The sequence below is a fragment of the Azospirillum sp. RU38E genome (genome assembly GCF_900188385.1).
Lineage (GTDB): Bacteria > Pseudomonadota > Alphaproteobacteria > Azospirillales > Azospirillaceae > Niveispirillum.
The window spans coordinates 137,259-162,806 of the sequence record NZ_FZOI01000005.1; the positions used below are offsets into that span (position 1 = coordinate 137,259).

The following is a 25,548-nucleotide window of genomic DNA, read 5'->3' on the forward strand; positions in this document are numbered from 1 at the left end:
AATGCCTACATTCTTCTGACAGAATATCCATACAGTGAGGTCGATCATGGAACCGCGCCGCCTGTCCGATTTTGCCGGCACCCCGATGGGGCTGGGGGTGCGCGGCCTGTGCCCGGCCTGCGGCAAGGGGCATATTTTCAAAGGCTATCTGTCGCTGGCCAAGCAATGCGAGGTCTGCGGGCTGGATTACAGTTTTGCCGACCCGGCCGATGGCCCGGCCTTTTTCACCATGTCCATCGTCAGTTTCCCGCTGGTCGGTTTTGCCGTCTGGCTGGAACTGGCTTTCCAGGCGCCCTATTGGGTGCATCTGGTGACGACATTGCCCTTGGCTGTGCTCTCCTGCCTAGCCCTGTTGCGGCCGCTGAAGGGCTGGCTGGTCTGTTCGCAATATATGAACAAGGCCGAACAGGCCCGGTTGGACGCGGAAGAGGATTGAGATGCATCTTCCTTCCGCACCCCAGACAATCCAGACAATGTCCCCGGCCGCGGGCTGGAACCCGCATGGCCGCATCGGGGCCGGCCCGCTTTACCGCGCCATCGCCGATGTGATTGCCAGCGACATTGCCAATGGCCAGTTGCGGCCGGGCGACCGGCTGCCCACCCATCGGGCCCTGGCGGCGGCCCTGGGCATCGACCTGACCACCGTGACCCGCGCCTATGGGGAGGCGCGGGCGCGCGGGCTGGTGGATACGGCGGTGGGGCGCGGCACCTTTGTGCGTGACCGGGTGGTGATTCCGCCGGCCGTGCGGGCGGTGGAGCTGGACCTGTCGATGAATATTCCGCCGCGTCCGCAAGGGCTGGACCTGCAGGCAGCCCTTGCCCATACCATGGCGGCGGTGACGCGGCGGGCCGATCTGTTGCGCCTGCTCTCCTATCAACCGGCGGGCGGGGCTTTGGCCGACCGGGCGGCGGGGGCGGCATGGCTGGCCCCGGTTTTGCCGGATCTGCCGGCGGAACGGGTGCTGATCACCGGCGGGGCGCAGGCGGCCCTGGCCGCCCTGCTCAGCGCCCTGGTGCGACCGGGGCGGGTGGTGCTGTCCGGCTGTCACACCTATCCGGGCTTCCGGGCTGCCGCCGCTGCGCTGGGGCTGGCGATGCGCGGCGTGGCGATGGATGCTGACGGGCTGTGCCCCGATGCGCTGGCGGCCGCCTGTGCGGCGGGCGATGTGGATGCGCTTTACCTGACGCCCACCCTGCATAACCCCACCACGGCCACCCTGCCGCTGGAACGGCGCCAGGCCATTGTGGCGATTGCCCGCCATCACGGCTTCTGCATTATCGAAGATGATGCTTATGGGCTGTTACCGGTCACGCCATTGCCGCCCTTGGCTGCCTTGGGGTCGGATCTGGTGTGGCATGTGGCGACCCTGGCCAAGGTGCTGACGCCGGGTTTGCGGCTGGCCTATGTGGTGGCGCCGGATGTGGCGCGGGCTGCCCAGGGCCGGGCCGCGTTGCGGGCCGTTGCCCAGATGCCCCCGCCGCTGTCGGTGGCCACCGCCTCCGCCTGGATCGCCGATGGCACGGCGGCGGCCATTCTGCAGGGCGTGCGCGCCGAGGCGCAGGCCCGCCAACAACTGGCCGCCCGCCTGTTGCCCCCCGCCCTGGTTTCCGCGCGTGCGGAAGGCCATCACCTCTGGCTGACCCTGCCAGCCGGCTGGACGGAGGCGGATTTCGTCGCGGCTGCCCGCCGGGCCGGTGCCGCTCTGGTGCCCGGCAGCGCCTTTGCCGTGGGGGAGGCTGCCGGGCAGCATGTGCGGGTGGCGCTGGGCGCGGCCCCTGATCATACGGGGTTGGCGCTGGCCCTGGAGAATATTGCCGACCTGCTAGCCGACGGCCCGCCGCTGTCCCCGGAAATCGTGTGACCGGTTACGCCTTAAGCGGCTTGAACCGGCTGGTGATGGCCATCATCACCAGTACACCGATGGCCATGGCGGCCCAGGCCCAGGTCAGATCAGCGAACTGGTCACGCAGCCAGCCGGCCAGCAGCGGCATCAGGCTGGCAATCAGATAGCCGCCGCCCTGCACGATGGAGAGCAGGGCCCCCGCATCGGCCGGGTTTTCCGACTGGTCCATGGCCAGGATCATGGAGAGCGGGAACAGGGACCCGATCCCCAACCCCACCAGGATGCAGGCCGGCATGGCCAGCGCCGCCGGGGCCAGCATCAGGCAGAGCAAGCCGCCGATCAGCAGGCTCAACACCAGAAAGACCGGCCCGCGCCGGTCGGGGAAACGGCCGATGACGGCCGACACGGTCAGCCCGGCCACCACTTCCGTCATGGTGACGCCGGCCATCAGATATCCTGCCGCTGCCCGGTCCCAGCCCAACTGGGTGTAAAAGGGCGGCAGCCAGGCCAGCACCAGGGTGAAGGCGCCGGTGCCGATGCCGAAAAAGGCCAGCAGCAGCCAGGTCCGCCGCCGGCTCCACCAATTGACCGGGGCGGCGGCGCTGGCCGTGACCCGCCCGCTGGCGCCCGGCACATCGCCGCTGCTGACCAGCCAGAGCACCAGGGCCAGGGCCGCCGGCACCGCCCAGAAGGACAGCGCCCCGTTCCAGCCCAGCCATTCCGACAGGCCGGCGGCCGAGGCGGCGGCGATGGAGGCCCCACCCATGATGGAGGTGGTGTAAAGCCCCATCATCCGCCCCACCTGATCCGGGTGGCGACGCTTGATGGTGGCGGGCAGCAGGGCCTGGACCAGGGCAATGCCGATGCCGGCCAGCAGGGCCGTGCCCAGCATGGCCAGCCCGCCCAGGGGCGCTGCCCGCAGCAGGCAGGCGAGCGCCACCAGGGCCGCCCCCAGCGTGATGCCGCCCCGCTCCCCCAGCAGGCGGCGCAACATCCCGCCCGCCATGGAGAATACCCCCATGGCCACGATGGGCAGCACGGTCAGCAGGCTGGCGCCCGTGCTGGATAATCCGGTATCGGGCTGGATCAGATCCAGCAGCGGGCCGATGGCGGCCAGGGCCGGGCGCAGGTTCAGGCCCAACAGCAACATCCCGGCAATGGCCAGGGCGGTGCCGGCCCGCCGGGGCGCCCCGGCGGCGGTGGTGCAAATCGTCATGGTGACTCTATCCCTCTGGCTTTGTTGCGATCCGCCGGGTTCACCCCGATTGCCGCACTGCCTTTGCCTGCTATAATGTCTTATCGAAGAATATCTTACCGCTAAGATATATAGGGGGCAGCCATGCGGGATCGGGCCGGGGAAGCGGCAGCGCAATGGGCGCGGGAACGGCCGGACCTGGACGCACAGCCCATGGTGGTGATCGGCCGTCTGCTGGAGGCGGCGCAGCTGATCCAGCGGGACGGGCTGGCCCCGTTCCTGGCCGCGCATGGCCTGCAGCATGGCGAATTTGACGTGCTGATGACCTTGCGCCGGGCCGGCGCGCCCTATCGGCTGACGCCGACCGCGCTCTATGAGACGGCGATGATCTCCTCCGGTGGGATGACGTGCCGGCTGGACCGGCTGGAAAAGGCCGGGCTGGTGGCGCGCCACGCCAACCCGGCCGACCGGCGCGGCCTGCTGGTGGGGCTGACCGACCGGGGCCTGTCCCTGATCGACGGCATCCTGGAACCCCATATCGCCAATGAGGATCGTTTGCTGGCCGGGCTGGACCGGGCCGAACGTCAGGCCCTGGATGGGCTGCTGGCCAAGCTGCTGGCGGGCCTGCCCCCGCCGGGGGGATAATGCCCCTTTCGGTGATCATACCGACGCCCGGTTGTGGCGGCGGGCGGTTACGGGATCATGAAGGCAGCGTGATTGGGGGGATTCTATGGTCAGGATTGGATGGGGGATGGCCGCTTGCCTGCTGCTGACCGCTTGTGTCGCCGCGGCCGCCCGTCCCTTGCCCGTACAGAATCTGACCGTGCTGGAAACGGGTCTGTATCGGGCAGGCGAACTCAACATGCCCGCCGATCTCTGCGCGAAGTTCCGCCCGGTCGACCGGAAGGTGGCAAACTGGCTGCGCCACGCGCGGGAAGTGGACAAACAGGCCTATTACGCCGATGGCATCTTCTCCGGCTGTCGGGCTTCGGGTGAGTTGACCCTGCAGGATGGCAGCCGCCACCGTTGGTATCTGGATGCCGGTGGCGGGGCCATGGTTGAACAGAAGGACGGCACGTTGCGCTATTTCACTGGGGAACCTTTCCCCCTGTGATCCGGGCTATTGGTGCGCTCCCGGCTTTCCTGCTAAAGCAGCGCTTTCACGCCTGCCGGACCGCCCACCATGACCGATCACCCCCTTTCCCGTGAAGCCCAGGCCGCCGACTTGCTGGCCGGGGGCCGCTATCGGGCGGCACGGCGTCTGCTGCTGGAAGGGCAGGGGCCGCAGGGGGCGGGGGAACTGGCATTGCTGGGCCGCGCCCTGATCGGGCTGCATGAACATGGCGGCGCGCGCGCGGCCCTGGAACAGGCGTTGGCCCTGGTGCCGGATGATCCCGCCATTCGTTTTGATCTGGCCCGTGCGCTGAACGGGTTGGGCCTGATGCATCTGGCGGTACCGATGCTGGAAGCGCTGCACGCCGCCCACCCGGATGATGCGGCCCTGGCCGATGCGCTGGCCACGGCCCTGCGGCGTGATGCGCGCTATGAAGACACGATTTCCTTCGCCGAAAGCCTGGAAAATGCCGGACTGGTCACGGAAGAGCTGCTGTATCAGCGCGCCCTGTCCGCCCATGCGCTGGGTGATGCGGCGGGGGCGCTGGCGGTATTCGACCGGCTGCTGACTCTGCGCGCCGGCCATGCCGCCGGTCTTTTCGCCTCCCATGCCTGCCTGTTGGCGCTGCAGGGGCTGCCGGCGGCGCTGGCCCGGTTGGAACAGGCGGCCGCCTGTCCCGGTGCCAACCGTAAATATCGCGCCTTTCTGGATGCCTATCACAGTTTTATGGGCGAACCGGTCACGGATGGCGGTGGTAATGGTGGCAATCAAGCCATTCTGGAAGGGGCCTTGGCCCTGCGTCCGCATCTGGCCCCCGATTGCCGTCTGTTCGGCCTGTCGGCCGATCTGCTGCGCCATGGGCTGGAACAGGCGCAGGTGCCGGGGCTGGTGCTGGAATTTGGCGTGCGGCGCGGCACCTCCCTGCGCCACATCGCGGCGGCGGCCGGCCAGCCTGTGCATGGGTTTGACAGTTTTGAAGGGCTGCCGGAAAGCTGGGGGAACGAGCCAGCGGGCACCTTCAGCACTGGCACTGATCTGCCCGCCATGCCGGGCAATGTCACCCTGCATCCCGGCTGGTTCGACCAGACGTTGCCGGGCTTTCTGGCGGACCATCCGGGGCCGGTGCGTTTCGTCAATGTCGATTGCGATATTTACAGTTCCAGCGTCACCGTGCTGACGGCGCTGGCCCCCCGGCTGGCGCCGGGGTCAGTGCTGGTGTTCGATGAATTCATCGGCAACCGCAGCTGGGCCGACCATGAATTCAAGGCTTTTCAGGAATATGCCGCCGCTTTCGGCGTGCGCTTCCACTATATCGCCGTCAGCCCCTTCACGGGTCAGGTGGCGATCCGCCTGCTGTCTGTGGGGAATTAGCGGTTTCGCCCTGCGCCTCCTCCCGCCGATCGGCAAAGGGGGCGGGGCGCAGTTTGATGATATGGTCGGCATTGGCGCTGCTGCCATCCGGGCGGTTGCCCAGATAATAGCTTTTCTGCCATTTCGCCGTGCGCGCGGCGGAATCCGGCTGGGCCAGTTCGGCGTTGAAGCGGGTGCGCCCCTCTGACCAGGCCTGATAATCGGCCAGCAGCTCGGGCGCATCGGACAAGCGGCGGATTTCCGGTTCCACCTGTCCGATCAGGTCGCGCCGCACCGGGAACAGGCCGCAAAACGGCTCCCCCGCTTCAAACCGCACCGTCTGGCCGGGGCGGGTGAATTTCCAGTTCATGGTGAAACTGTAGGGCGCCCAGTCGGTTTCCACCACCCCGGTCAAGGGCGCGATGGCATCCTTGGGCGCATTGGCCGGCCCCTGCACATAGAGGTTCCAGCCCGGTTCGGTTCGGAACAGCGCCTCGACATGGAAGGTCAGGATACCGGAGCCGAAATGCGAAATGGCCGGCGCCCGGTCGCCGGCATCCAGGGTCACCCGCAGCGCCGATGGGCTGGTGCCGCCATCCCAGATGGCGCTGAACCCGATGGGGCAGAGAATTTCCCAGCCATGCGCATTGGCAATGTTCAGCGGCAGACAGCGATAGGCATAGCCGTCCGGCGTGGCATCCATCCAGTCCCGCGTCGCCGGTGCCGGGCGCAGCAGCGGCGGCGGGTCATAAAGCGCGTAGCAGGTCAGCTTCATGCTTGGCTCCCCCCGGCCTCCGGCGTGATCGGTCACACGCGCTGCGGCATCAGCTCTGCGCCGATATCCAGGCCGGGCTGGTCGGATATCTGCATCAGCAATTCATCCACCTCCCGCTCTGCGGCATCGGCATAGCGGTCGAACAGGGTTTCCACGACCAGCGCCTGGAACTTTTCCCGCGGGCAATGGCCGCTGACATACTCGCAATCCAGCGCCACCTGCTGGGCGGTGCGGAACGGCCCGGTCAGGGCCGGGGGCACGGCGGCGGCATCCAGCAGGCAATGCAGGCCCAGCACCCCATCATCCCAGGCCAGGATGCTGGCCGCCTGGCTGGCAATATTGGCCCGCGCCGCCATGCCGGCGACAAACAGTTCCAGATCGCCGGCACACAGCGCGCGGAACAGCACCTGCGGCGTCAACCGGCCCTGGCGGAACAGGTGGCGGGCCACCATTTCCGCATCATCCGGCGACAGCAGCAGCGGCTGCAGCAGGCGCAGCGTCGCCGCCTCCCGCCCGCCCTCGGCCAGCCTTCTGGCCAGCGATGGCTCTATATTATGGTCCTGGATCAGTTGCTGGCGCACATCTTCCGACACCAGGGCGATCATGCGTTCGACCATGGCCAGGGTGATTTCCGGCCGGGCCGCCACGCTGTCAGCCACCAGCCGGAACTGGCCGAACCGTTCGGCCGCGCGTTCCAGCGTGGTTTCCTTCACGGCGGCCCCGCGATTGCGCAGCAGATGCACCACGGTCAGTACATTGCCGGTTTCCACCAGGGCGGCGGATACGGCCGCCGAAACGCTGCGGCGGCCGGCAATGGCCAGCTGTTTTTGTGCATCGCGCTCCGCCACCACCTCCAGCAGCAGCGCCTCCGGCAGCCCATCCACATATTTCAGGATGGGCACGGCCACCTGCGCCACGTCGCGCACCAGCCGTTCGGCCAGATCGCTGGTCAGGATGGGGCTGTTATGGATCTGCCAGGCGACTGCGGCCCGCACCTCCGTTTCGGCGTCGGCGGCAAAGGCGCGCAGAATATCCAGCGCCAGCCGCTTTTCCGTCTCGGTCAGGCTGCCTTCCTCCATCTCCGTGACCAGCTTGGCCATGGTTTCGATGCGGGATTCCGCACCGGGCTGGCGCAGCAGCCGGTCAACATCCCGGCTGGTCAGCCGGGCACGGATGGCGGGCCGGGGCGGGGCGGCCAGATCCCCTTTCAGGCGGGGAACAATGCCCATGCGTCAATCCTGGCCGCGGCCATCATAGCGGACGATATCGCCCCACATGCGCTCCAGCCGGCGCAGCATCCGATAGGTCGTTTCCAGATCGGCGCTATCGGCGGTGTTGCGCAGCAGCTGGGTGGCCTGCCGGTTTTCCAGCTTGCCGATCTCTGCACACAGCCATTCGCCCTTTTCCGACAGACGCAGCCGGGCGGCGCGACGATCGCGCTGGGAGGCGGCCCGGTCGACATAGCCCTGTTCGACCAGATGCTTCAGATTATAGCTGGCGTTGGAACCCAGATAATAGCCGCGCTCCATCAGGTCGCGGACCGACAGCTCATCATCACCGATATTCAGCAGCATCAGCACCTGCATCGGGCTGATATCATCCACGCCGATCCGGCCCAGCTCCACCCGCACCACATCATGCAGCCGGCGCTGCATATGGTCGATGACGCGGGCAATATCCCGGTAGAGCGCCACATTGCTGGCCGGTGAGGCTTCCCCGGCGCGGCTGTCGGGCTGGCGTGCCTCTGCCGCCCTTTCGGTTCCGTCGAGTGACCGGTCACCGATCCGGGTCAATCTGATCATCTTGCCAAATCCCTCTTCGCCCGCCGCCATTTGTCATCCCCTTTGGATCATCCTGCCGGATTTGCATCCGCACGCATCACATCCAAACGTCATACATGGCCGCACCCAGCGGGGCGGCGGCGCCTGCACATCTATCCAAGCATAGATTATCGTCTATCCGCTGCACTGCAAGGATATCCGTCACACATGCCCCCCGTGCCGTGGAGATAGAACGGAAGGCGGGGGTCAGATATCGGCCCCGGCATCCACATAATCGGCGAACACATGGTCCATCACCCGGGCCGGGTTGGCGCAACCGGCTTCCCCCACCACCTTGGCGGGAACACCGGCCACGGTGACGCAGGGCGGCACATCGCGCAGCACCACCGAACCGGCGGCCACGCGGGCGCAATCACCGATGCGGATATTGCCCAGCACCTTGGCATTGGCGCCCAGCAGCACGCCGGAACCGATCTTGGGATGGCGGTCGCCATGTTCCTTGCCATTGCCGCCCAGATTGACCCCGTGCAGCATGGAGACATTATCGCCGACCACGGCTGTTTCCCCCACCACCACGCCGGTGGCATGGTCAATCATCACCCCGCGCCCGAAACGGGCGGCCGGGTGGATATCCACCCCGAAGACGACGGAGGAACGGCTCTGCAGGTAATAGGCGACGTCGCGCCGCCCCATATGCCACAGACGATGGGCCAGCCGGTGCGCTTCCAGCGCCTGGAAGCCCTTGAAATACAGCACCGGTTCGATATGGCGGCCGCAGGCCGGGTCACGGTCCAGCACGGCGGCGATATCGGCGCGGAATATCTGGCCCAGGTCCGGTTCCGCCTCCACCGCCGTCTGCAGCGCCTGTACCAGCAGTTCGGCCGGCATGTCAGTATGGTGCAGCCGGTTGGCGATGCGGTGAATGACAGCCGATTCCAGGTTGGGCTGGTTCAGAATGGCGCCATAGAACAGGCTGGCCATCAAGGGTTCCGCCACCACCGCCTGCTGCGCCTCGGCGCGCAGGGCGGCCCAGATCGGGTCGAGCTGGGACACGAAGTCGGTGTTCTGGGCGGGCGCGCGTGCAGACATGGGATCGGCCCCCTGTTTTCCATGAAGAATGGCTTTGCCGGTTATTTGATCACCGGCACCGTCCGGTGCAAGCGGGAAACATCGTGTGGCCCGGCATGGTTGCCACGCGCCCGGCGGGGTGCCGGGCCGTGTGGGGCTCACGCCGTGTCGTTCCCGCCATCCGCCAGGAGGGTGCTGCCGGGGAAGCTGTCGGGGAACAGCCAGGGGCGCATATCGTCCAGCAGCCGGCGATTGCCCAGCGGCAGGGGCAGTTGCCTGCCCTCGTCGCTGGTGATGGCGCCTGGGAAATGCCGGCTGGCCCGCCGCACCTGCCGCACCGCCTCCAGATCGTCGCAGCGGGTGGTGATGAACAGGGCCTGCGGGGTCGGCCCATCCTCCCCCGCCGTCACCTGCCACAGCTCATACAGCACCCCGTCATCCCAGGCGCGGTGCAGGGTTTGGACCCGGTGGGTGATGCCGTCGCGGCCGATCTGGAACAGGGCCAGATAGCGCTCATTATTCAGTGCCGGCGGCGCCGTCAGCGTCACGCCCCATTGCGCCGCCAATGTTTCCGACAGCATAGACAGCCCATCCCGCCCCGCCGGCGGCTGTTCCAGCAGGGCGATGGCCTGTTCGATCACCCAGATGGCGGCTGCATCCAGGTTGGCGACCGCATCGCCCATATTCCCACCCATCCCCATCTTGGCTTTCCACCTGTCCGGCACTGCCCATCCTGTCGGCCGGTTCCTGTTATGTATGCGATTGCGTGACCTGGGCCACCATGAAGCCCAGCCAATTATGGTAAAGCCTGGGCGTCGTGCGCGGTTGTAGCAATTTTCCGTTCTATTGCACCTTTGATGGTATCGCCGTGCTGCCATGATAAAGATTCGATAATAGATTTAAAATCGAAATGTATCCAATGCCTGCAAGCTTTCTTGCGTCCAATCCCGCCGGCTGACATGGTTGGCAACAAGACCCGTGCCAGGATTGGATGATGCCGGATATTGAGAAGACAACCCCCAATGGCTGCCCGGTGGAACCGGCGGTGCGCACCATTGCCATGCCGGGGGATACCAACCCGGCCGGCGATATTTTCGGCGGCTGGCTGATGGCGCAGATGGATCTGGCTGCCGGCAATGCCGCGGCCCGCCGGGCGCGCGGCCGCTGCGCCACCATCGCGGTGGATGCCATGGTGTTCCACCGCCCGGTTCTGGTGGGGGATGAGGTGAGCCTTTATGCCGACATCACCCATGTCGGCCGCACCTCCATGAAAATCCATGTGGAGGCCTGGCGTCGCAGCCGGGAGGGGGAGGAGCGGTTCAAGGTGACGGAGGCTTTGTTCACCTTCGTCGCCATCGATGGTGATGGCCGCCCCCGGCCGGTGCCGCCGCTGGATTGATATACCCAAGTGCCGAATAAATTCGGCAAAATGCTCAAACGCCGCACGGGCTTAGGTATACCCAGTTCCGGGATTCTCCCGTCACTTGAGTATACCAACCTGACGAGGCTTGACCCTAGGCAGGTTGGAGGCTGGCGACCGCCAGCCCGGCGCTCGTGCGCCCCGAAGCTAAGGGTGCCTTAAGCGCGCCCCCCCCGGCGTCTGAGGGCCATGATCAGAACCGATCAGTTCTGATCATGGCAACTGAGTATAATCTATCACCCCTTCGCCCGATAGGCATCCGGCCCCAGCTGGGCCGCCACTGCCTCCAGCCGGTCGCCCACCAGGGCCAGGTTCTGGAAGGCGGCGAGGCCCCATTGGGCGGTGTTGTTGGTGGTCATGGCCGGGTTTTCATCCACCGGGTGCAGCACGGCCGCCCCATCAATATGGGTCAGCGTCATGCCCAGCCCGTAACCGGCCTTGGCATGGCTGGTCAGGAATTCCTGCCAGGCCCGATCCGCCAGCTTCTGGTCACCCAGATGATGCGCGGCATAGGCGGTCAGGCGGGAATGCGATTCGGTCAGGCCGCGCCCCTTCACATCCTTGCCCAGCTTGGCGCGCAGCTCCGCCGCGGGCGCATTATAGAAGGCGCAATATTCCAGCCAGGCCTTGCGGTACTCCGGCGCATCCACCAGGGTCAGCAGCTCTGAATTGATCTCCACCGCGCCGAACACAGCGCTGAGATGGGAGACGCCGATCGTGTCACCGGGGTCTTTGAAGGCGCCGGTCGCCATATCGAACGGCGCTTCCCCGGCAAACCAGCCGCGTTGCATTTTTCCGATGCTGTTCATGCCGGCCAGGATGCGGTCGCGCCAGCGCTTGTCGCCCGTGCGTTCCCATTCCACCAGCCACATGGCCAGGAAGGAACCCCAGGTCGTGCCAAAGCCCACCATCACTTCGGTCGGCGGCGGCTTGCCCAGCTTGCGGCTGATATCCACGCGGGTCAGCGTTTCCTCCGACCCCAGCAGGCTGCGCATCAGGTCGCCCACCCGTTCATCCCCGCCGCTGAGGAAATAGTAAATCCGCCGGTAAGCGGCGTTGGAGATGCGGGGCTGTTTGGAACTGTCGGCCCAATGCTGCACCCCATGGCGCGTGCCGAAGCCGCGATAGGGGCCCAGATGGCAGACATCCACTTCGCCGGTATGGCGGGTCATGGCTTCTGCCAGGCGGAACACATCGCCCCGCCCGGTGCGCAGGAAGCTGTACCAGAGCCAGAGATCGGGCGAGAGTTCGGAATTGGCCCAGGCATAGCCGCCAATATCATAGCGCCATTCATGCCGGTCTGTATCATAGGTGTGCATCACGTCGCCGTAATGCCAGAACCCGTACCAGCGCCGCTGTTCCACCTGTCGCTGATACAGGTCCAGCAGGAAATCGGCCTGATCCTCGATCAGCGTGCGGGTGGGGGTGGAGCGGTCCACCAGCGCCCAGTCACCGAATACCGGCACGGCGTGCAGCCGTTCCGGTGGGCACATCAGTTGCGGGCGTTCCCGCACCGCTGCGGCCATACGCACCAGTTTTTCCCGTGCCGGGGTGGCCGGCAGGGACCAGAAATGCAGCTCGCTGGTGCGGGCAATGCCATAGGGGCGGCCCCAGCCTTCCTCATAATCCTCATAGGTGATTTCCAGCGCTTCGCGTTCGGTCGGGTGGTCCTTGATGCCCATCCCGTCGTGATAGAAGCGCAGATCCATCGCCGGCGCGTCCGGCGACCAGAGCCAGACCGTCACCTCCGCCAGATCGCCATTGGCCCCCCGGATATCCAGACGCGACGGGTGGCTTTCCCAGAAATGCGACAGGGCAAAGGCGGTTCCGCCGCCCGTACCCCCGCCGACATAGCCCAGCCCGGCGGCCCGCTGGCCCGATTGCGCATTGATCCAGCCATGGCCGGGCTTGGTGCGCTTGGTGATGGCAAAACCATCGGCATTGGGCTGGGACAGGGTGAAATCACCCCAGGTGGGGATCAGGTCCAGCCGCTTGGAGACGGTTTCCGCCATACCGGACAGGGCGGGGACGGGCTGGCCCGCAATCTGGGCGGCGCGATAATCCTTGCCGGGATCGCGGCGCAGGCCCGTCAACGGGCGCACCGCCTCCCCCCACAGGCCGCCATCCAGCCCGGCGAAGCGGATATGCCGGTCGTGCGGCGCATCGGCCAGCGGCACGGATGCGCGCAGGCCCAGGCCGCGGATGAAATCCTTGTTCTCATCCCCATCGAAGATGAAGCTGTGCATCACCCGCACCGATTCGGCACCGGCCTGAAAATAAAGCCGCACGGTGAAGGGCAGCCAGTCGCGCACCCCATCGGCGCCGGTGCCGCGATGGCTGCCTTCAAGCTTCACCACGGCGCGGATGGGGCCGGATTGTTCCACCGTCACCTTGCCGATGGCGCTGGTGAAATTGCGCTGGGTCAGGCTGCCGGTGTCGGACAGGTCCGGCTGATCCTGCGATATCGCCACCAGATGCAGGCCGCGCAGCACCTCCCGCCCATCCACGCTGGCGCTGGCGATCAGTTGGCTGCCTTGTTTGGGCACCAGCCATTGCCGGGAACCGATGCTGATGGTGATGGCATCGGCCTTTTCCACCAGCTTCACCGGGCTGTCCGGGCTGGCCGGCTTGCCAGCCTGCAATTCGTAGGTTTCAGCCGGGGTTTCCCCGGCGGGAATGCTATGGGCCGACCATTTCAGCGACCCGTCCGGCCAGGTGGCCAGCGGCCAGCTTTGCACCGGCACATCCCGGCCGCTGGCATCGCGCAGGCGGAACGTCTGGCTGGGCTTATGGGCGCCCTGGGGCCAGGGCACACCCCAGCTCTGGCCCAGATGCAGCGACGGGGCCTTGCCATCGATCCAGCGCAGGCGGGTGTCCGGCGCCTTCTCCTTGGTCGCGGCCACGGCGCTGCCGGCCGTGCTGGCCAGGGTCAGGGCCGCCGTGGCCGTGGCGCCGATGGCGCTGGCGCGCATGAAATCCCGCCGATTGGGCGTGCTGAAAGCCATTCCGCTTGCTCCCGTTTCCTGCCGCGTGCCACCGCCCTTATACGGGTGGTTTGTTTCATATTGTGATGTGGTGTTTTCTATATTGGAATTTAATTGTCAGATCAATCTGCATATAATAGCCCAAAACCAGCCCAGGGAGTGGATATGAGAGTGCTTTCCCCCGCCAGCCGCGCGGTGATGCTGTGCATGGGATTGGCGACCGCCGCCGTGGCGCTGGCCGCCCCGGCGGTCCAGGCCGCCGCCCCCCGCCAGATGGAAAAGCTGGATCGCGGCATGGTGGCCGTGCCCGCCCAGGGCGGGGTGCTGGTGGGCTGGCGCCTGCTGGGCACCGACCCGGCCGATCTGGCCTTCAACCTGTACCGCGACGGGCGCAAACTGAATGGCAAGCCGCTGACCGGCCCCACCAGCTTTCTGGACAAGGGGGCCGATGGCGGCGGTACCTATACGCTGCGCCCGGTGCAGGGTGGGGCGGAACAGGCGGTGGCCGGCACAGCAACGGTGTGGCGGCAGGGCTACCTGACCATTCCGCTGCAACAGCCGCCGGGCGGCACCACCCCGACGGGGGAGGCCTATAGCTACAACGCCAATGATGCCAGCGTCGGCGACCTGGATGGCGATGGGCAATATGAGATTGTGCTGAAATGGGATCCCAGCAATTCCAAGGATAATGCCTTCAGCGGCTATACCGGGCCGGTGATCCTGGATGCCTATCGGCTGGACGGCACCCGGCTATGGCGGATCGATATGGGCCGCAATATCCGCGCCGGCGCCCATTACACGCAGTTCCTGGTCTATGATTTCGATGGCGACGGCCGGGCCGAACTGGTGGCCCGCACCAGTGACGGCACGGTGGACGGCACCGGGCAGGTGATCGGCGATGCCAATGCCGATTGGCGCGGCCATGGCGGCGATGTGCCCCAGGCCGACCGCACGGGTGCTGAAACCAAGGCTGATGGCAGCAAGGTGGCCAAACTGGAAGGCCGTATCCTGAAAGGCCCGGAATATCTGACCGTGTTTGACGGGCGGACCGGCAAGGCGCTGGCCAGCCAGCCCTATCTGCCGGGCCGCGACGATGAAACCGACGCCCCCACGCCGGAGCGGATGACGCAGGTATGGGGCGATGGCTATGCCAACCGGTCCGACCGGTTCCTGGCCGGGGTCGCCTATCTGGATGGGGAACGGCCCAGCATCGTGATGGCGCGCGGCTATTACGCGCGCAGCACGCTGGCCGCCTGGGATTGGCGTGACGGCAAGCTGACGCAGCGCTGGTTCTTTGACAGTTCCGCCCCCGGCAACCAGGATTATGCCGGCCAGGGCAACCATCAGCTTGCCGTTGCCGATGTGGATGGCGATGGCAAGGATGAGATCATCTATGGCTCCATGGCCATCGATGATAATGGCAAGGGCCTGTGGTCGGCCAAGCTGTACCATGGCGACACGCTGCATGTCAGCGATCTGGACCCGCTGCATCCCGGCCTGGAACGGTTCGGCGTGCATGAGGTGCCCAGCCGCAATGGCGGCATCGGTGCCGCCATGCTGGATGCCGCCACCGGCAAGGTACTGTGGAGCACGCCGACGGACCGCGATACCGGGCGCGGCGTGGCCTTCGATATCGATCCGCGCTCACCAGGGGCGGAGGCCTGGGCCAGCAATTCCCCGGCGCTCTACAGCGCCCAGGGCTCCCTGATCGCCCCCAAACATCCCCGTCAGGTGAATTTCGGCATTTGGTGGGATGGCGACCTGCTGCGCGAATTGCTGGATAAGGAGGAAATCGCCAAATGGGATTGGGAGAAGGGGGAGACCGTCACCCTGCTGGCACCCGAGGGCGTGGCCTCCAACAATGGCACCAAGGCCACGCCCACCCTGTCGGCCGATATTCTGGGCGACTGGCGGGAAGAGGTGATCTGGCGCACCAAGGATAACAGCGCCCTGCGCATTTACACCACGTCCTGGCCCACCGATTACCGCTTCGTCACCCTGATGCATGATCCGGTCTATCGGCTGGGGGTGGCCTGGCAGAATGTCGCCTATAACCAGCCGCCCCATACCAGTTTCTTCTTAGGCCACGGCATGGCGCCGCCACCGGCCCCGCATATCCGCACACCGTAAGTGGCGGGGGAGGGGGGTGGGAGCGCCCCCTCCCTTCGACCCCTGGCCACCAGTCATGAACAAGGGCGGCACCCGAGACCCGGGTGCCGCCCTTGTTCTATCCAGCCTCTCCCACCGGGCCCTTACCGGCCCGGTGGGAGATCAGGATCAGTACTTGTAAGATGCGCCCAGGAAGAAGCGGCGACCGGAATATTCCAGCTGCGTCATGCGGATATCATCGCCAGACGTGCTGCGTTCCGATTCACGGGTCAGGTTCTTGCCTTCAACAAAGAAGGACATGCCCGTATCCAGCAGGCGATAGGTGAACTTGGCATCCAGATAGCCCGTGCCGTCACGGAACACCGGGTTGCCAGAGCGTTCAGCCGCTGCCTGCAGCCACTTGCTGCGACCATTGTAAGCGATACGCAGGTTATAGGCGTCCTTGTCGTAATAGGCGACCAGGTTATAGCTGTGCTTGGACAGGCCGGGGAAGGACAGCTCCTCTCCGGTCAGGGAGTTGAACAGGCCAACATCCTTGGCGGTGGAGTAGGTGTAGTTCACATTCACACCCAAGCCATCAAAGGGCGAGGGCAGGAAGGTGAAGGCGGTCTGGGCCGACAGTTCCACACCGTTGATCTTGGCGCCAGCGCCATTGATCGGCATGTTCACGTCATAAAGCGAGCCATCGCGGAAAATATCGACATTCCGGATCAGCGTGCGTGCCAGAATGAAGCTCTTCACATCCTTGTAGAAGTAAGAAGCGCTCAGCAGCGTGTCCTTGTTGATGTACCAGCCCAGGCTGACATCATACTGATCCGCCCGATAGGGCTTCAAGTTGGGATTGCCGAAGGTGCAGGTATCGGCAACGCCATCGGTGCCCGTGTCATCAATCGTGCAGGACGGCGTGGCGGAGCTGCTGGAGCTGTTGGAAGAGGCAATCAGGTCGGTCGGCTTGGGACGGGCCATCACCTTGGCATAACCCAGGCGGGCAATCACCTCATCCGGCACCAGACCAAAGCTGAGATTCAGGGAGGGCAGCGTGTCGGTATATTTCTGATCGACCGAGATGGGGGTTGTGCCCACCACCTCTGTCACCGTCAAACCAGCGGCATTAACATAGCGCCGGTTCTTGGTCAGTGCACCGCTGGCCGTGACCTTGGTTTCCACCACGCGCACGCCAACGTTACCATCCACCGGAATGTTAAACAGGTCGAAGGCAAAGTTACCCTTGGCGTAACCGGCCGAGATGGTTTCATCCAGGTCATGGGCCGGGATCTGCGCATAGCCGTTGGAGGTGCGGACCCGGTCATGATTGAAGCCGGAGGTGTCAAACCAGTCGCCGATCTTGGTGATATCCGGGGCAAGCCAGCCATTCGGCGCACCGCCGATATTCCCCTTGTACCCTTCGTAGAAATTCTGCGGCGTCATGCGTGCGGTGCTGCGCACGAAATCGACCAGACGGGCGTTGGTCCATTTCAGCCCGTTATTCGTGGTATCCAGGGACACGGTGCTGGTGACATTGGCGCTGGGCACCGTTACCTTGTCCGGTGTGATATAGCCGCCACCGGCGTAACGCAGCGAACCGGTTTCACGCCACTGACCACCAAATTCCAGCGTCGTCAGGAACCAGCGATCCAGGCTGTAATCGAAATCCAGCTTGGCATTCTTTTCCGTGACCTCAACCTCCTCAGGCCGGTACTGAATTTCAGCCCCACCATTGCGATAGGTTTCGGGGTTGCTGGGATCGTACCCGCTGGGGAAGATGAAAGACGGAACCCCATCCTCACCAATATTGACCCGGATGCCGGGAATGGTGGCGCTGATGGCAACAGAGTTGCTGTCGGTGCGCATGGTGGATTCAGAGGTGTTGAAGAAGCCGGATGCCGTCAGCCGGTCACCCTTCCAGTTGAAGCCGCCCGTATAATAATGGGACTTCAACTCGTAATCAAAGCCGCGCATCTGGGAACTGAAAATGCGGCCGGCACCGGTTGTGGTGTTGGGCGCCGTGGGCAGGGCGGTGGCCGTGGTCAGGCCGATGACGTTATGGTTTTCATCCACCACCGCGCCGGCCGTCGTAAACCGGGTGGCAGCCGTCAGGTCGACGGCATAATTATAGTCAGTCAGGAACTGATCGCGCTGATTGTAGTTGGCGTCCACATAGACATCCAACTCATCCGTCACCTGATATTGCAGCGTCGCCATGGCGGTGATGCGCTCATCATCACGGTGCCAGAGGCTGTAGCGCGGAATACGCGGCGACAGGTCATTCCACTGCGACTGACAGTTGGTGCGGTTGGTCGCATTGGTGATGCTGCCGCACGAAGCCTTGGTCGCGTAGCTTTCATAGCCGGCGACGGTGCGGGTCTTGTCCGGCGAATTGTCGAAATCGGCCAGGGCCACCCATTCGGTGTTGCGCAGATAATCGCCGCGCGTCTGTACCTTGTCATAGGTGGCGTTAAGCAGCACGCCCAGCCGGTCATCCAGGAACTTGTCACCATAAGTGATATTGCCGCGCGGCGTCACCTTGTCCATCAGGTCCAGATACTGGCCGGAGATGGTGGTGGAAAACAGCGTCTTCTTCAGTTCCAGCGGCCGGCGCGTCTGGATCGATACGGTGCCGCCGACACCCCCCTCCGTCATGTCGGCCGTATAGCCCTTGAACACGTCGATGGACTTGATCAGTTCGGAGGCGAGGTCGCGCAGGTCGGCACCACGATTGCCGGAACCCGCACTGCCCAGAATCGAAACGCCGTTGATTTCAACGCGGTTCAGGTCAGGCTCAACACCACGGATGGAGACGGATTCGCCTTCACCGAAGGCGCGGCTCAACTGCACGCCGGTGATGCGCTGCAGGGCTTCGCCGACATTCTTGTCAGGGAAAGAGGCGACGTCTTCCGCCACCAGGCTGTCCACCACCGTATTGGCGCGCTTCTTACGCTCAATGGCGGATTGCAGGCTGGCGCGGGTGCCGACGACGATGATCTCTTCCAGCTCAACGGTTTCATTCTGCTGGGCAACTTGTGCGGCCTGCTGCGCCAGGGCGGATTGCCCCAGGCCGGCCAGTGCCAGACCGACCGCCGCGCACGACAACAACTTACCGGGCCGCGCCGCGCGACCGTTACGGTATGACATCCGATCCTCCCACACCTTCACAGATGGCATCCTTCACCGGGTCGTTTGCCGACCGGGCCGGATGCTTTTCGTCATGTGATTTCCCGCGCACAGGATGTGCCGGGCTTTCCCCAACTTGCGCTTTATTGATGGCCGGGATGGCACAAGGCCCCCTTGCCTGTGGTGAAGAGTATATTGCCACTATATGGCAATCAACGGCATATTTTGGGATTTGATACAAAAATAAGAGCTATCAAATCTGGTGTTGCAAATTTGCAAAAGAAAACCCGTCACAACGACGAAGCGTTACAACGGGTTCTGAGTCTAGGGAGAAGTAAACGCACGAGATGTGGGCACCAAAACAAACCATCTCTTCGACCGGCGTCGAGGTAACCCACGCATTCAGTGGAACTATATTGCAAGAAATCGCAAGGTTGCCACTGAATATCAGGACCATGAAGCGCGCCTATCTGGCGAACTTCATGGTTCAAATTCTTCATATTCCAGGGAGCGCTTGCCCGCCATAAGCACGGGCACAATCGCCAGTGCCATGACACCGGTGGCAATATGCTCCGAACAAACGGGATCAAGGTAAGTTAAAAAATCCAGAGCTTTGCCATCTCCCTATAGCATCTTCTTCATTCTTGTACCCAATTTGGCTAATCATCATACCAAAGGCAAGTATAATTTTTCATATCCCGGCACATAGTTTCATATGGTGGGATAACCCGTTGTTTTAACGGAAAAATGCCCCCGTCTCCCTGGCGCCGACGCTGAAAATCGTCCTGCTTTTTGGGAAAAAATCTCATATTGTGCAATTGCTGTCCATATTATATTACTAGCCAGACCAGCCCCGGACGAGAAGGGTTGGGCCTTTAAGAAGATGGATATGATACGTCGGGGAGGCGGCGGATGGTCAGGGGAAGTTCAGCGACGGCTTTCCGTCGGTTCCATCCCTGGTCGGCCCTTTCCGTTCATCCCGTCGAAATCGTCGCGGTGTGGCAGCACCGCATGGGGGAAACCAGTCTGCAGGGGTGGTGCCCTGGCCGCAAGGCCACACCCGGGCAGATGATAACGAAAAGCCAAGGAGTGGGTCGATGTCCAGCACCGCTTTCCGCATGAAGCTGAAACCCGGCTTTGTCGATGAATATAAGCGTCGCCATGATGTGCTGTGGCCCGACCTGGCCGACGCCCTGCGCGAGGCGGGCATTTATGATTATTCCATCTTCCTGGATGAAGAGAGCCTGTCCCTGTTCGCGGTGCTGAAGCTGAAGCCGGGATTCGAGGCACAGCGCGCGGCCTTGCCGCAGCAGCCGGTAATGCGGCGCTGGTGGGACTATATGGCTGACATCATGGATGTGAACCCGGACAATTCCCCGGTTGAGGTGCCGCTGGTGCCGATGTTCCACTTCGTCTGAGCGGTGGGATCGGTATGAAGAAGCACAGCTACCCCCGGAAGCTGGCCCTGGCGTTTGCCCTGGCCACGCTGCCGTTCCTGCTGCCCGCCGCCCCCGTGGTGGCCAAGGACAGCCCCACCTATACGCTGACCAGCTTCAGCAATGGCAATGCGGCGGCGATGAATGTTTATCGCGCCGATGACGCCCTGAATTTCAAGCCGGTGAAGGAACTGGCCTATCAGCCGCCGGCGGGATTGATCCGCGACCCGTCCATCATGCGACACAGCGACGGCAATTATTATGTCGTCTATACCACCAACTGGACCGGCGACGAGATCGGCTTTGCCCGCAGCAGCGACCTGACCAACTGGACCTTCCTGGGCAATCAGAAAATCGCCGTGCCTGGCATCACCAATGCCTGGGCACCGGAATGGTTCCGGGATGATGATGGCAGCGTGCATCTGGTGCTGTCGGTTTCCAGCAACGGCACACACGGGCTGTTCAAGCCCTGGTTCCTGACGGCGCAGGATGCCGGCCTGACCCAATGGTCGGCGCCGAAACTGCTGAGCGGGCTGGGCCCGAACTATATTGATGCCTTCATCATCAAGCAGGATCGCCGTTACTACGCTTTCGCCAAGAACGAGACGACGAAGTTCATCGAACTGGCAACAGCGGCCAGCCTGGAAGGGCCCTGGGTGGTGATCAAGTCCGGCGATTGGGCCGGCTGGGGTCGCCATGTCGAAGGGCCGGCCCTGGTGAAGCGCCCCGATGGCGGCTGGCGCATCTATTTCGACCAGTATATCGACAAGCGCTACTGGTACAGCGACAGCATCAACGGGTTTGACAGCTGGTCGCCCAAGGCAGAACTGCCCGGCCTGTCTGGCACTGTGCGCCATTTCACCGTGCTGAAGGAAGGTGGTGTGGATAAGGCGGCCAAGCAGGCCATCCCCGCCCCCGGCCCGCAGCGTGTGACATACGACAAGTATTCGCTGAAGGTCGATGGCAACCGCATCTTCTCCTGGGGTGGGGAGATGCATCCGTTCCGCCTGCCCAGCCCGGACCTGTGGCGGGACGTGTTCCAGAAGATGAAGGCCAGCGGCTATAACACGGTCGCCATCTACTTCGACTGGGGCTACCACTCCCCCAAGCAGGGTGTGTACGACTTTACCGGCATCCGCGACATGGACCGGATGCTGACCATGGCGCAGGAAGCGGGGCTGTATGTCGTCGCCCGGCCCGGCCCCTATATGAATGCGGAGGTGACGCGCGGCGGCTTCCCCTCCTGGCTGGTCAACCAGCAGGCCAAGGCCCGCACCGACCACCCGGAATATCTGGCTGCCGCCGATGAATGGCTGACCCAGATCAACGCCATCATTGCCAAGCACCAGATCAATAATGGTGGCAGCGTCATTCTCTATCAGATCGAGAATGAGCTGGATGTGACCAGCCCGTCGCACCAGCGCTACATGCAGCACCTCTATGACAAGGTGCGGGCTGACGGCATTACCGTGCCGATCTTCCATAATGACAAGGGCCGCAACGGCTATTGGGTGCCCAAGGGCAGCAATGTGCCGGGCACGGTGGAAGGGCCGAACGAGCTGTACGCCTTCGATGGCTATCCGGGCGGCTCATGCAATGTCGATGGTTCCACCGGCAATCCCACCGTGGCCCCTGATTGGGGCCTCTATGGGCCGGGCGGGGCCAAGGGGGGCGCCTCGGCTTCCCCCAACACGCCCGGCTTTGCGGCGGAATTCGGCGGCGGCTGGTTCGATTACTGGGGCAGCAACGATACCTATCCCTGCACGGCGCAGCGGACGGGATCGGCCTATCAGCGGGTCTTCTATGGCAGCAACATTGCCAATGGCCTGACGATCCAGAGCTTTTACATGACCTTCGGCGGCACCAGTTGGGGCTGGCTGCCGGCCCCGGTGGTGTTTACCTCCTACGATTACGGCTCGGCCATCGACGAGACGCGGGGCCTGCGCGAAAAGGCGCAGACCATGAAGCTGATGGGCCATTTCCTGAATACGGTCAAAGATTTGACCCAGATGGAAAAGGCAGACGGCCTGCAGCCCTCCTCCGACAAGATCAAGCTCTATCATAATGTGAACCCCAGCACCGGCACCCGGCTGCTGGTGGCCATGCACAGCCCGCCCAACGCCCAGACGGATGATGTGTTCACCTTCAAGGCCAAGCTGCCGGACGGTGAATACGCGATCCCGCAGGCCGGCACGCTGCGCATCAATGGCTATGATGCCAAGATGTGGCTGGCCGGCTATGACATGGAACGCCAGCGCCTGGTCTATTCCACGTCGGAACTGTTCACCCATCTGCGCCAGGGCGAGGGCGATGTCGCCCTGTTCTATGGCCGCAAGGGGGAGGATGGCGAGACGGTGCTGCGCTATGCCAGCGCCCCGACCGTCACCGTGCTGGAAGGCAAGGTGGAAAGCAGCTTCGATGCCGCCAAGGGCGACCTGCGGCTGAACTATGTGCATGATGGCTTGGCGCGGGTGCGGATTTCCGGCGGTGGTCGCCCGGACATGACCCTGCTGCTGGCCGATGTGCCGACGGCGCAGACATTCTGGCGGCAGGAAACCGCTGGCGGCGTGCTGTTGCAGCGCGGGCCTTCCCTGGTGCGGTCGGCCCAGGTGGATGGCCGCACGCTGGACCTGACCGGCGATACCAGTGCTGACAGCGCGCTGGAGGTCTGGGCACCGGCTGGCGTTTCCCGTGTGCGCTGGAATGGCGACAGCCTGTCGATGGACAAGGGTGTCGGCGGCAGCCTGATCGCCAAATCCCCCCTGAAGGGGCCGGATGCCATCAGCCTGCCGGACCTGACCAAGGCTGACTGGCGCTTCCAGCCCGGGTCCCCGGAAGCGGCGAAGGATTTTGACGACAGCAGCTGGCAGCAGGTGCGCTCTGGCCGTACCGCCAGCTTCGTCAAGCCGCCCCCCGGTCAGCCGCTGCTGAACATGGATGATTACGGCTTCCATCATGGTGATGTCTGGTATCGCGGCCGCTACAACAGCGATGGCAGCGTCACCAAGCTGGACCTGCATTATGGGGCCGGCGGGGCCGGCATGGTGCAGGTCTGGCTGGACGGCCAATATCTGGGGCAGAATGTGCTGCCCACCGGCCTTGCCCGCCCGCCGGGCCAGGGGGTGGCCAGCTTCGATATCCCCGAAGCCCTGCGCGGGCCGGGGGAACGGGTGCTGTCCGTCATGGTGCGCAACAATTCCCACCATTGGGATCTGGAAGCGGACGATCAGCACAAGGAAGCGCGCGGCCTGATCGCCGCCTCCCTGACCAACCCGACCGCCAAGAGCTTCCTGCTGCCCATTACCTGGAAAATCCAGGGCAATCTGGGGGGCGAGGATATCCAGGACACGGTGCGCGGGCCGATGAATAATGGCGGCCTGTATGGCGAACGCGCCGGCTGGTACCTGCCCGGTTTCGATGACCGGTCCTGGCAGAAGGTGAGCGTTCCCGCTGCGAATACGCCCGCCGGTACAAGCTGGTACCGGACAGAGTTCACGCTGGACGCGCCCAAGGGACATGATGTGTCGCTGGGCCTGTCGATCGGAGATACCGCGACGGTGCGCTCTGCCGGCAATTACCGGGCGCTGATCTTCGTCAATGGCTGGAACATGGGTCAGTTCATCGCCAATGTCGGCCCGCAGCGCACCTTTGTGATCCCAAGCGGGATTTTGAACCCGAACGGCAAGAACACGCTGGCACTGGCCGTGACCAGCGATGGCCAGCCGGGCGACGCGCTGGAAGCCGTCCGTCTGGTGAATATGCGCACCGCGCGCAGCCCGCTGAAGGTGGAAATGGTGAAGTCCCCCGCCTTCAAGGAGGTGATGCGGTGAGGATTGCGCAACTGCCCCCTTGCTGCCTTCCCCGCGAAAGCGGGGAACCAGGGGCCATAGAGCCCTACGGTTAGTGCCTGCGGCCCCTGGACCCCCGCTTTCGCGGGGGAGGCAGTGAGAGATAGCTAAAAGCGTATTTACAGTTTCCGAACCCCCAAAAGGCCCCCGGGCCTTCCCAACCCAAACAACAGCACCCAAGCCTCTCTTCAAGGATAGAGACCCATGCCCAACCTCGCCCATGGCATCCAGGCGGCGGATGTCACCAAGACCATCGATCTGCTGATCAGCAATCTGGTCGATATCAAGGACCAGACCGGGGAATTCCTGCTGCGTCTGGATGATGGCCGCGTTATCGACACCAAGGGCTGGAACGATTGGGAATGGACCCACGGCATCGGCCTCTATGGCATGTGGAAATATTACGAGCAGACCAACAATGCCCGTGCCTTCCAGATCATGCTGGACTGGTTCCGTGACCGGTTCGCCGCCGGCACGCCGACCAAGAATATCAACACCGTCAGCCCGTTCCTGACCCTGGCTTATCTCTATGAGAAGACCGGCGATCAGTCCTACATCCCCTATCTGGACACCTGGGCCGAATGGGTGATGGACGGGCTGCCGAAGACGGAGGAAGGCGGCTTCCAGCATATCGTCTTCAACAGCGAAAACCCGCAGCAGCTGTGGGACGATACGCTGATGATGAGCGTGCTGCCGCTGGCCAAGATCGGCCTGCTGCTGGGCCGCCCGGAATATGTGGAAGAGGCCAAGCGCCAGTTCCTCATCCATATCAAGTATCTGTTCGACACCAAGACCGGCCTGTGGTTCCATGGCTGGACCTTCGACGGTCGGCACAATTTCGCCAACGCGCTCTGGGCGCGCGGCAATTGCTGGGTGACCATCGCCATCCCGGAATTCATTGAGCTGCTGGACCTGAAGAAGGGCGACCCGCTGCGCAGCTTCCTGATCGACACTCTGGAAAATCAGGTCAAGGCGCTGGCCAAGTACCAGTCCGACGAGGGCCGCTGGCACACGCTGATCGACGATCCGTCGTCTTACCTGGAAAGCTCGGCCGCTGCCGGCTTCGCCTATGGCATCATGAAGGCGGTGCGCAAGCGCTATATCTCCGCTGAATATGAGCCGATGGCCATCAAGGCGGTGAAGGCCGTGCTGGCGAAGATCGCGCCCGATGGGGAATTGCAGGACGTGTCCTTCGGCACCGCCCTGGGTTCCGATCTGCAGTATTACCGCGACGTCAAGCTGACCTCCATGCCCTATGGCCAGTCCCTGGCCATCCTGTGCCTGACGGAGCTGATGCGTCGGTTTATCTGATCGGGGGGTGGGGATGGGGCTGAAAATGCCCCATCCCCGCCGTCATCCCGGCGAAGGCTCTAAGGCGCTAAGTTAGCCATTTGCCTCCTCCCTGCCTCCCCCGCGAAAGCGGGGGTCCAGGGGCCAAAAGCCCGACGGTTGGTGCCTGCGGCCCCTGGTTCCCCGCTTTCGCGGGGAAGGCAATGGAGGTGCTTATGAAGGT

18 protein-coding genes are annotated in these 25,548 nt (G+C 64.0%); 10 read left to right on the plus strand and 8 right to left on the minus strand.

Translation table 11 applies throughout. The annotated features are described in order from the left end of the window. Positions 1-46: 46 nt before the first annotated feature. The gene (locus CHB97_RS12110) at positions 47-436 is read left to right on the plus strand and encodes a DUF983 domain-containing protein (RefSeq protein ID WP_200819908.1); all 390 of its coding nucleotides are present in this window, start codon (positions 47-49) and stop codon (positions 434-436) included. A 37-nt stretch (positions 437-473) separates the two neighbouring features. After that, complete coding sequence (locus CHB97_RS12115) at positions 474-1,862, plus strand: PLP-dependent aminotransferase family protein (RefSeq protein ID WP_089288315.1); 1,389 nt, start codon at positions 474-476, stop codon at positions 1,860-1,862. Between the two features lie 4 nt (positions 1,863-1,866). Here the strand turns inward: CHB97_RS12115 and CHB97_RS12120 are convergent, their stop codons facing one another. Next, complete coding sequence (locus CHB97_RS12120; RefSeq protein ID WP_200819909.1) at positions 1,867-3,060, minus strand: MFS transporter; 1,194 nt, start codon at positions 3,058-3,060, stop codon at positions 1,867-1,869. 123 nt (positions 3,061-3,183) lie between these two features. On the opposite strand from CHB97_RS12120, the gene CHB97_RS12125 reads away from it, so the two are divergent. The 3 genes from CHB97_RS12125 (at position 3,184) to CHB97_RS12135 (ending at position 5,524) form a co-directional block, all read left to right on the plus strand. Next, entirely contained in the window at positions 3,184-3,684 is a 501-nt protein-coding gene (locus CHB97_RS12125; protein ID WP_089288240.1) for a MarR family winged helix-turn-helix transcriptional regulator, read from the plus strand. Between the two features lie 106 nt (positions 3,685-3,790). After that, complete coding sequence (locus tag CHB97_RS12130) at positions 3,791-4,153, plus strand: hypothetical protein (RefSeq protein WP_089288241.1); 363 nt, start codon at positions 3,791-3,793, stop codon at positions 4,151-4,153. A 69-nt stretch (positions 4,154-4,222) separates the two neighbouring features. Beyond that, on the plus strand, positions 4,223-5,524 hold the full coding sequence (locus tag CHB97_RS12135) for a class I SAM-dependent methyltransferase (protein ID WP_089288242.1): 1,302 nt from the start codon (positions 4,223-4,225) through the stop codon (positions 5,522-5,524). Here the strand turns inward: CHB97_RS12135 and CHB97_RS12140 are convergent. The 5 genes from CHB97_RS12140 to CHB97_RS12160 all read right to left on the minus strand — a co-directional run bounded on the left by CHB97_RS12140 (position 5,481) and on the right by CHB97_RS12160 (position 9,828). Further along, positions 5,481-6,278 carry a DUF6065 family protein gene (locus CHB97_RS12140; RefSeq protein WP_089288243.1) on the minus strand — a complete coding sequence of 266 codons (798 nt, stop codon included), beginning with the start codon at positions 6,276-6,278 and terminating at the stop codon, positions 5,481-5,483. The two genes, CHB97_RS12135 and CHB97_RS12140, sit on opposite strands and share 44 nt — an antisense overlap. A gap of 32 nt (positions 6,279-6,310) precedes the next feature. Further along, complete coding sequence (locus CHB97_RS12145; RefSeq protein WP_089288244.1) at positions 6,311-7,507, minus strand: DUF2336 domain-containing protein; 1,197 nt, start codon at positions 7,505-7,507, stop codon at positions 6,311-6,313. Positions 7,508-7,510: 3 nt separating this feature from the next. Further along, on the minus strand, positions 7,511-8,080 hold the full coding sequence (locus tag CHB97_RS12150; RefSeq protein WP_089288317.1) for a MarR family transcriptional regulator: 570 nt from the start codon (positions 8,078-8,080) through the stop codon (positions 7,511-7,513). Positions 8,081-8,305: 225 nt separating this feature from the next. Then, entirely contained in the window at positions 8,306-9,148 is an 843-nt protein-coding gene (cysE, locus tag CHB97_RS12155) for a serine O-acetyltransferase (RefSeq protein ID WP_089288245.1), read from the minus strand. A 137-nt stretch (positions 9,149-9,285) separates the two neighbouring features. Continuing rightward, a complete protein-coding gene (locus tag CHB97_RS12160; RefSeq protein ID WP_089288246.1) occupies positions 9,286-9,828 on the minus strand; it encodes a hypothetical protein in 543 nt (180 codons plus the stop codon). Positions 9,829-10,118: 290 nt separating this feature from the next. Here CHB97_RS12160 and CHB97_RS12165 point away from each other — a divergent pair, with 290 nt between their 5' ends. Continuing rightward, positions 10,119-10,526 carry an acyl-CoA thioesterase gene (locus CHB97_RS12165; RefSeq protein ID WP_089288247.1) on the plus strand — a complete coding sequence of 136 codons (408 nt, stop codon included), beginning with the start codon at positions 10,119-10,121 and terminating at the stop codon, positions 10,524-10,526. 257 nt (positions 10,527-10,783) lie between these two features. Here CHB97_RS12165 and CHB97_RS12170 read toward each other — a convergent pair whose 3' ends face one another. Continuing rightward, positions 10,784-13,552 carry a Tat pathway signal sequence domain protein gene (locus CHB97_RS12170; RefSeq protein ID WP_089288248.1) on the minus strand — a complete coding sequence of 923 codons (2,769 nt, stop codon included), beginning with the start codon at positions 13,550-13,552 and terminating at the stop codon, positions 10,784-10,786. 144 nt (positions 13,553-13,696) lie between these two features. On the opposite strand from CHB97_RS12170, the gene CHB97_RS12175 reads away from it, so the two are divergent. Further along, entirely contained in the window at positions 13,697-15,661 is a 1,965-nt protein-coding gene (locus tag CHB97_RS12175; protein WP_200819910.1) for a rhamnogalacturonan lyase, read from the plus strand. A gap of 147 nt (positions 15,662-15,808) precedes the next feature. Here the strand turns inward: CHB97_RS12175 and CHB97_RS12180 are convergent, their stop codons facing one another. After that, positions 15,809-18,772: a TonB-dependent receptor gene (locus tag CHB97_RS12180; RefSeq protein WP_143270854.1), complete on the minus strand. Its 2,964-nt coding sequence runs from the start codon at positions 18,770-18,772 to the stop codon at positions 15,809-15,811. A 1,076-nt stretch (positions 18,773-19,848) separates the two neighbouring features. On the opposite strand from CHB97_RS12180, the gene CHB97_RS12185 reads away from it, so the two are divergent. From CHB97_RS12185 to CHB97_RS12195, 3 genes are all read left to right on the plus strand, one after another. Continuing rightward, complete coding sequence (locus CHB97_RS12185) at positions 19,849-20,169, plus strand: L-rhamnose mutarotase (protein WP_089288250.1); 321 nt, start codon at positions 19,849-19,851, stop codon at positions 20,167-20,169. Positions 20,170-20,183: 14 nt separating this feature from the next. Then, positions 20,184-24,017 carry a beta-galactosidase gene (locus CHB97_RS12190; protein WP_089288251.1) on the plus strand — a complete coding sequence of 1,278 codons (3,834 nt, stop codon included), beginning with the start codon at positions 20,184-20,186 and terminating at the stop codon, positions 24,015-24,017. Positions 24,018-24,239: 222 nt separating this feature from the next. After that, positions 24,240-25,346 carry a glycoside hydrolase family 105 protein gene (locus CHB97_RS12195; RefSeq protein WP_089288252.1) on the plus strand — a complete coding sequence of 369 codons (1,107 nt, stop codon included), beginning with the start codon at positions 24,240-24,242 and terminating at the stop codon, positions 25,344-25,346. Positions 25,347-25,548 lie beyond the last annotated feature (202 nt).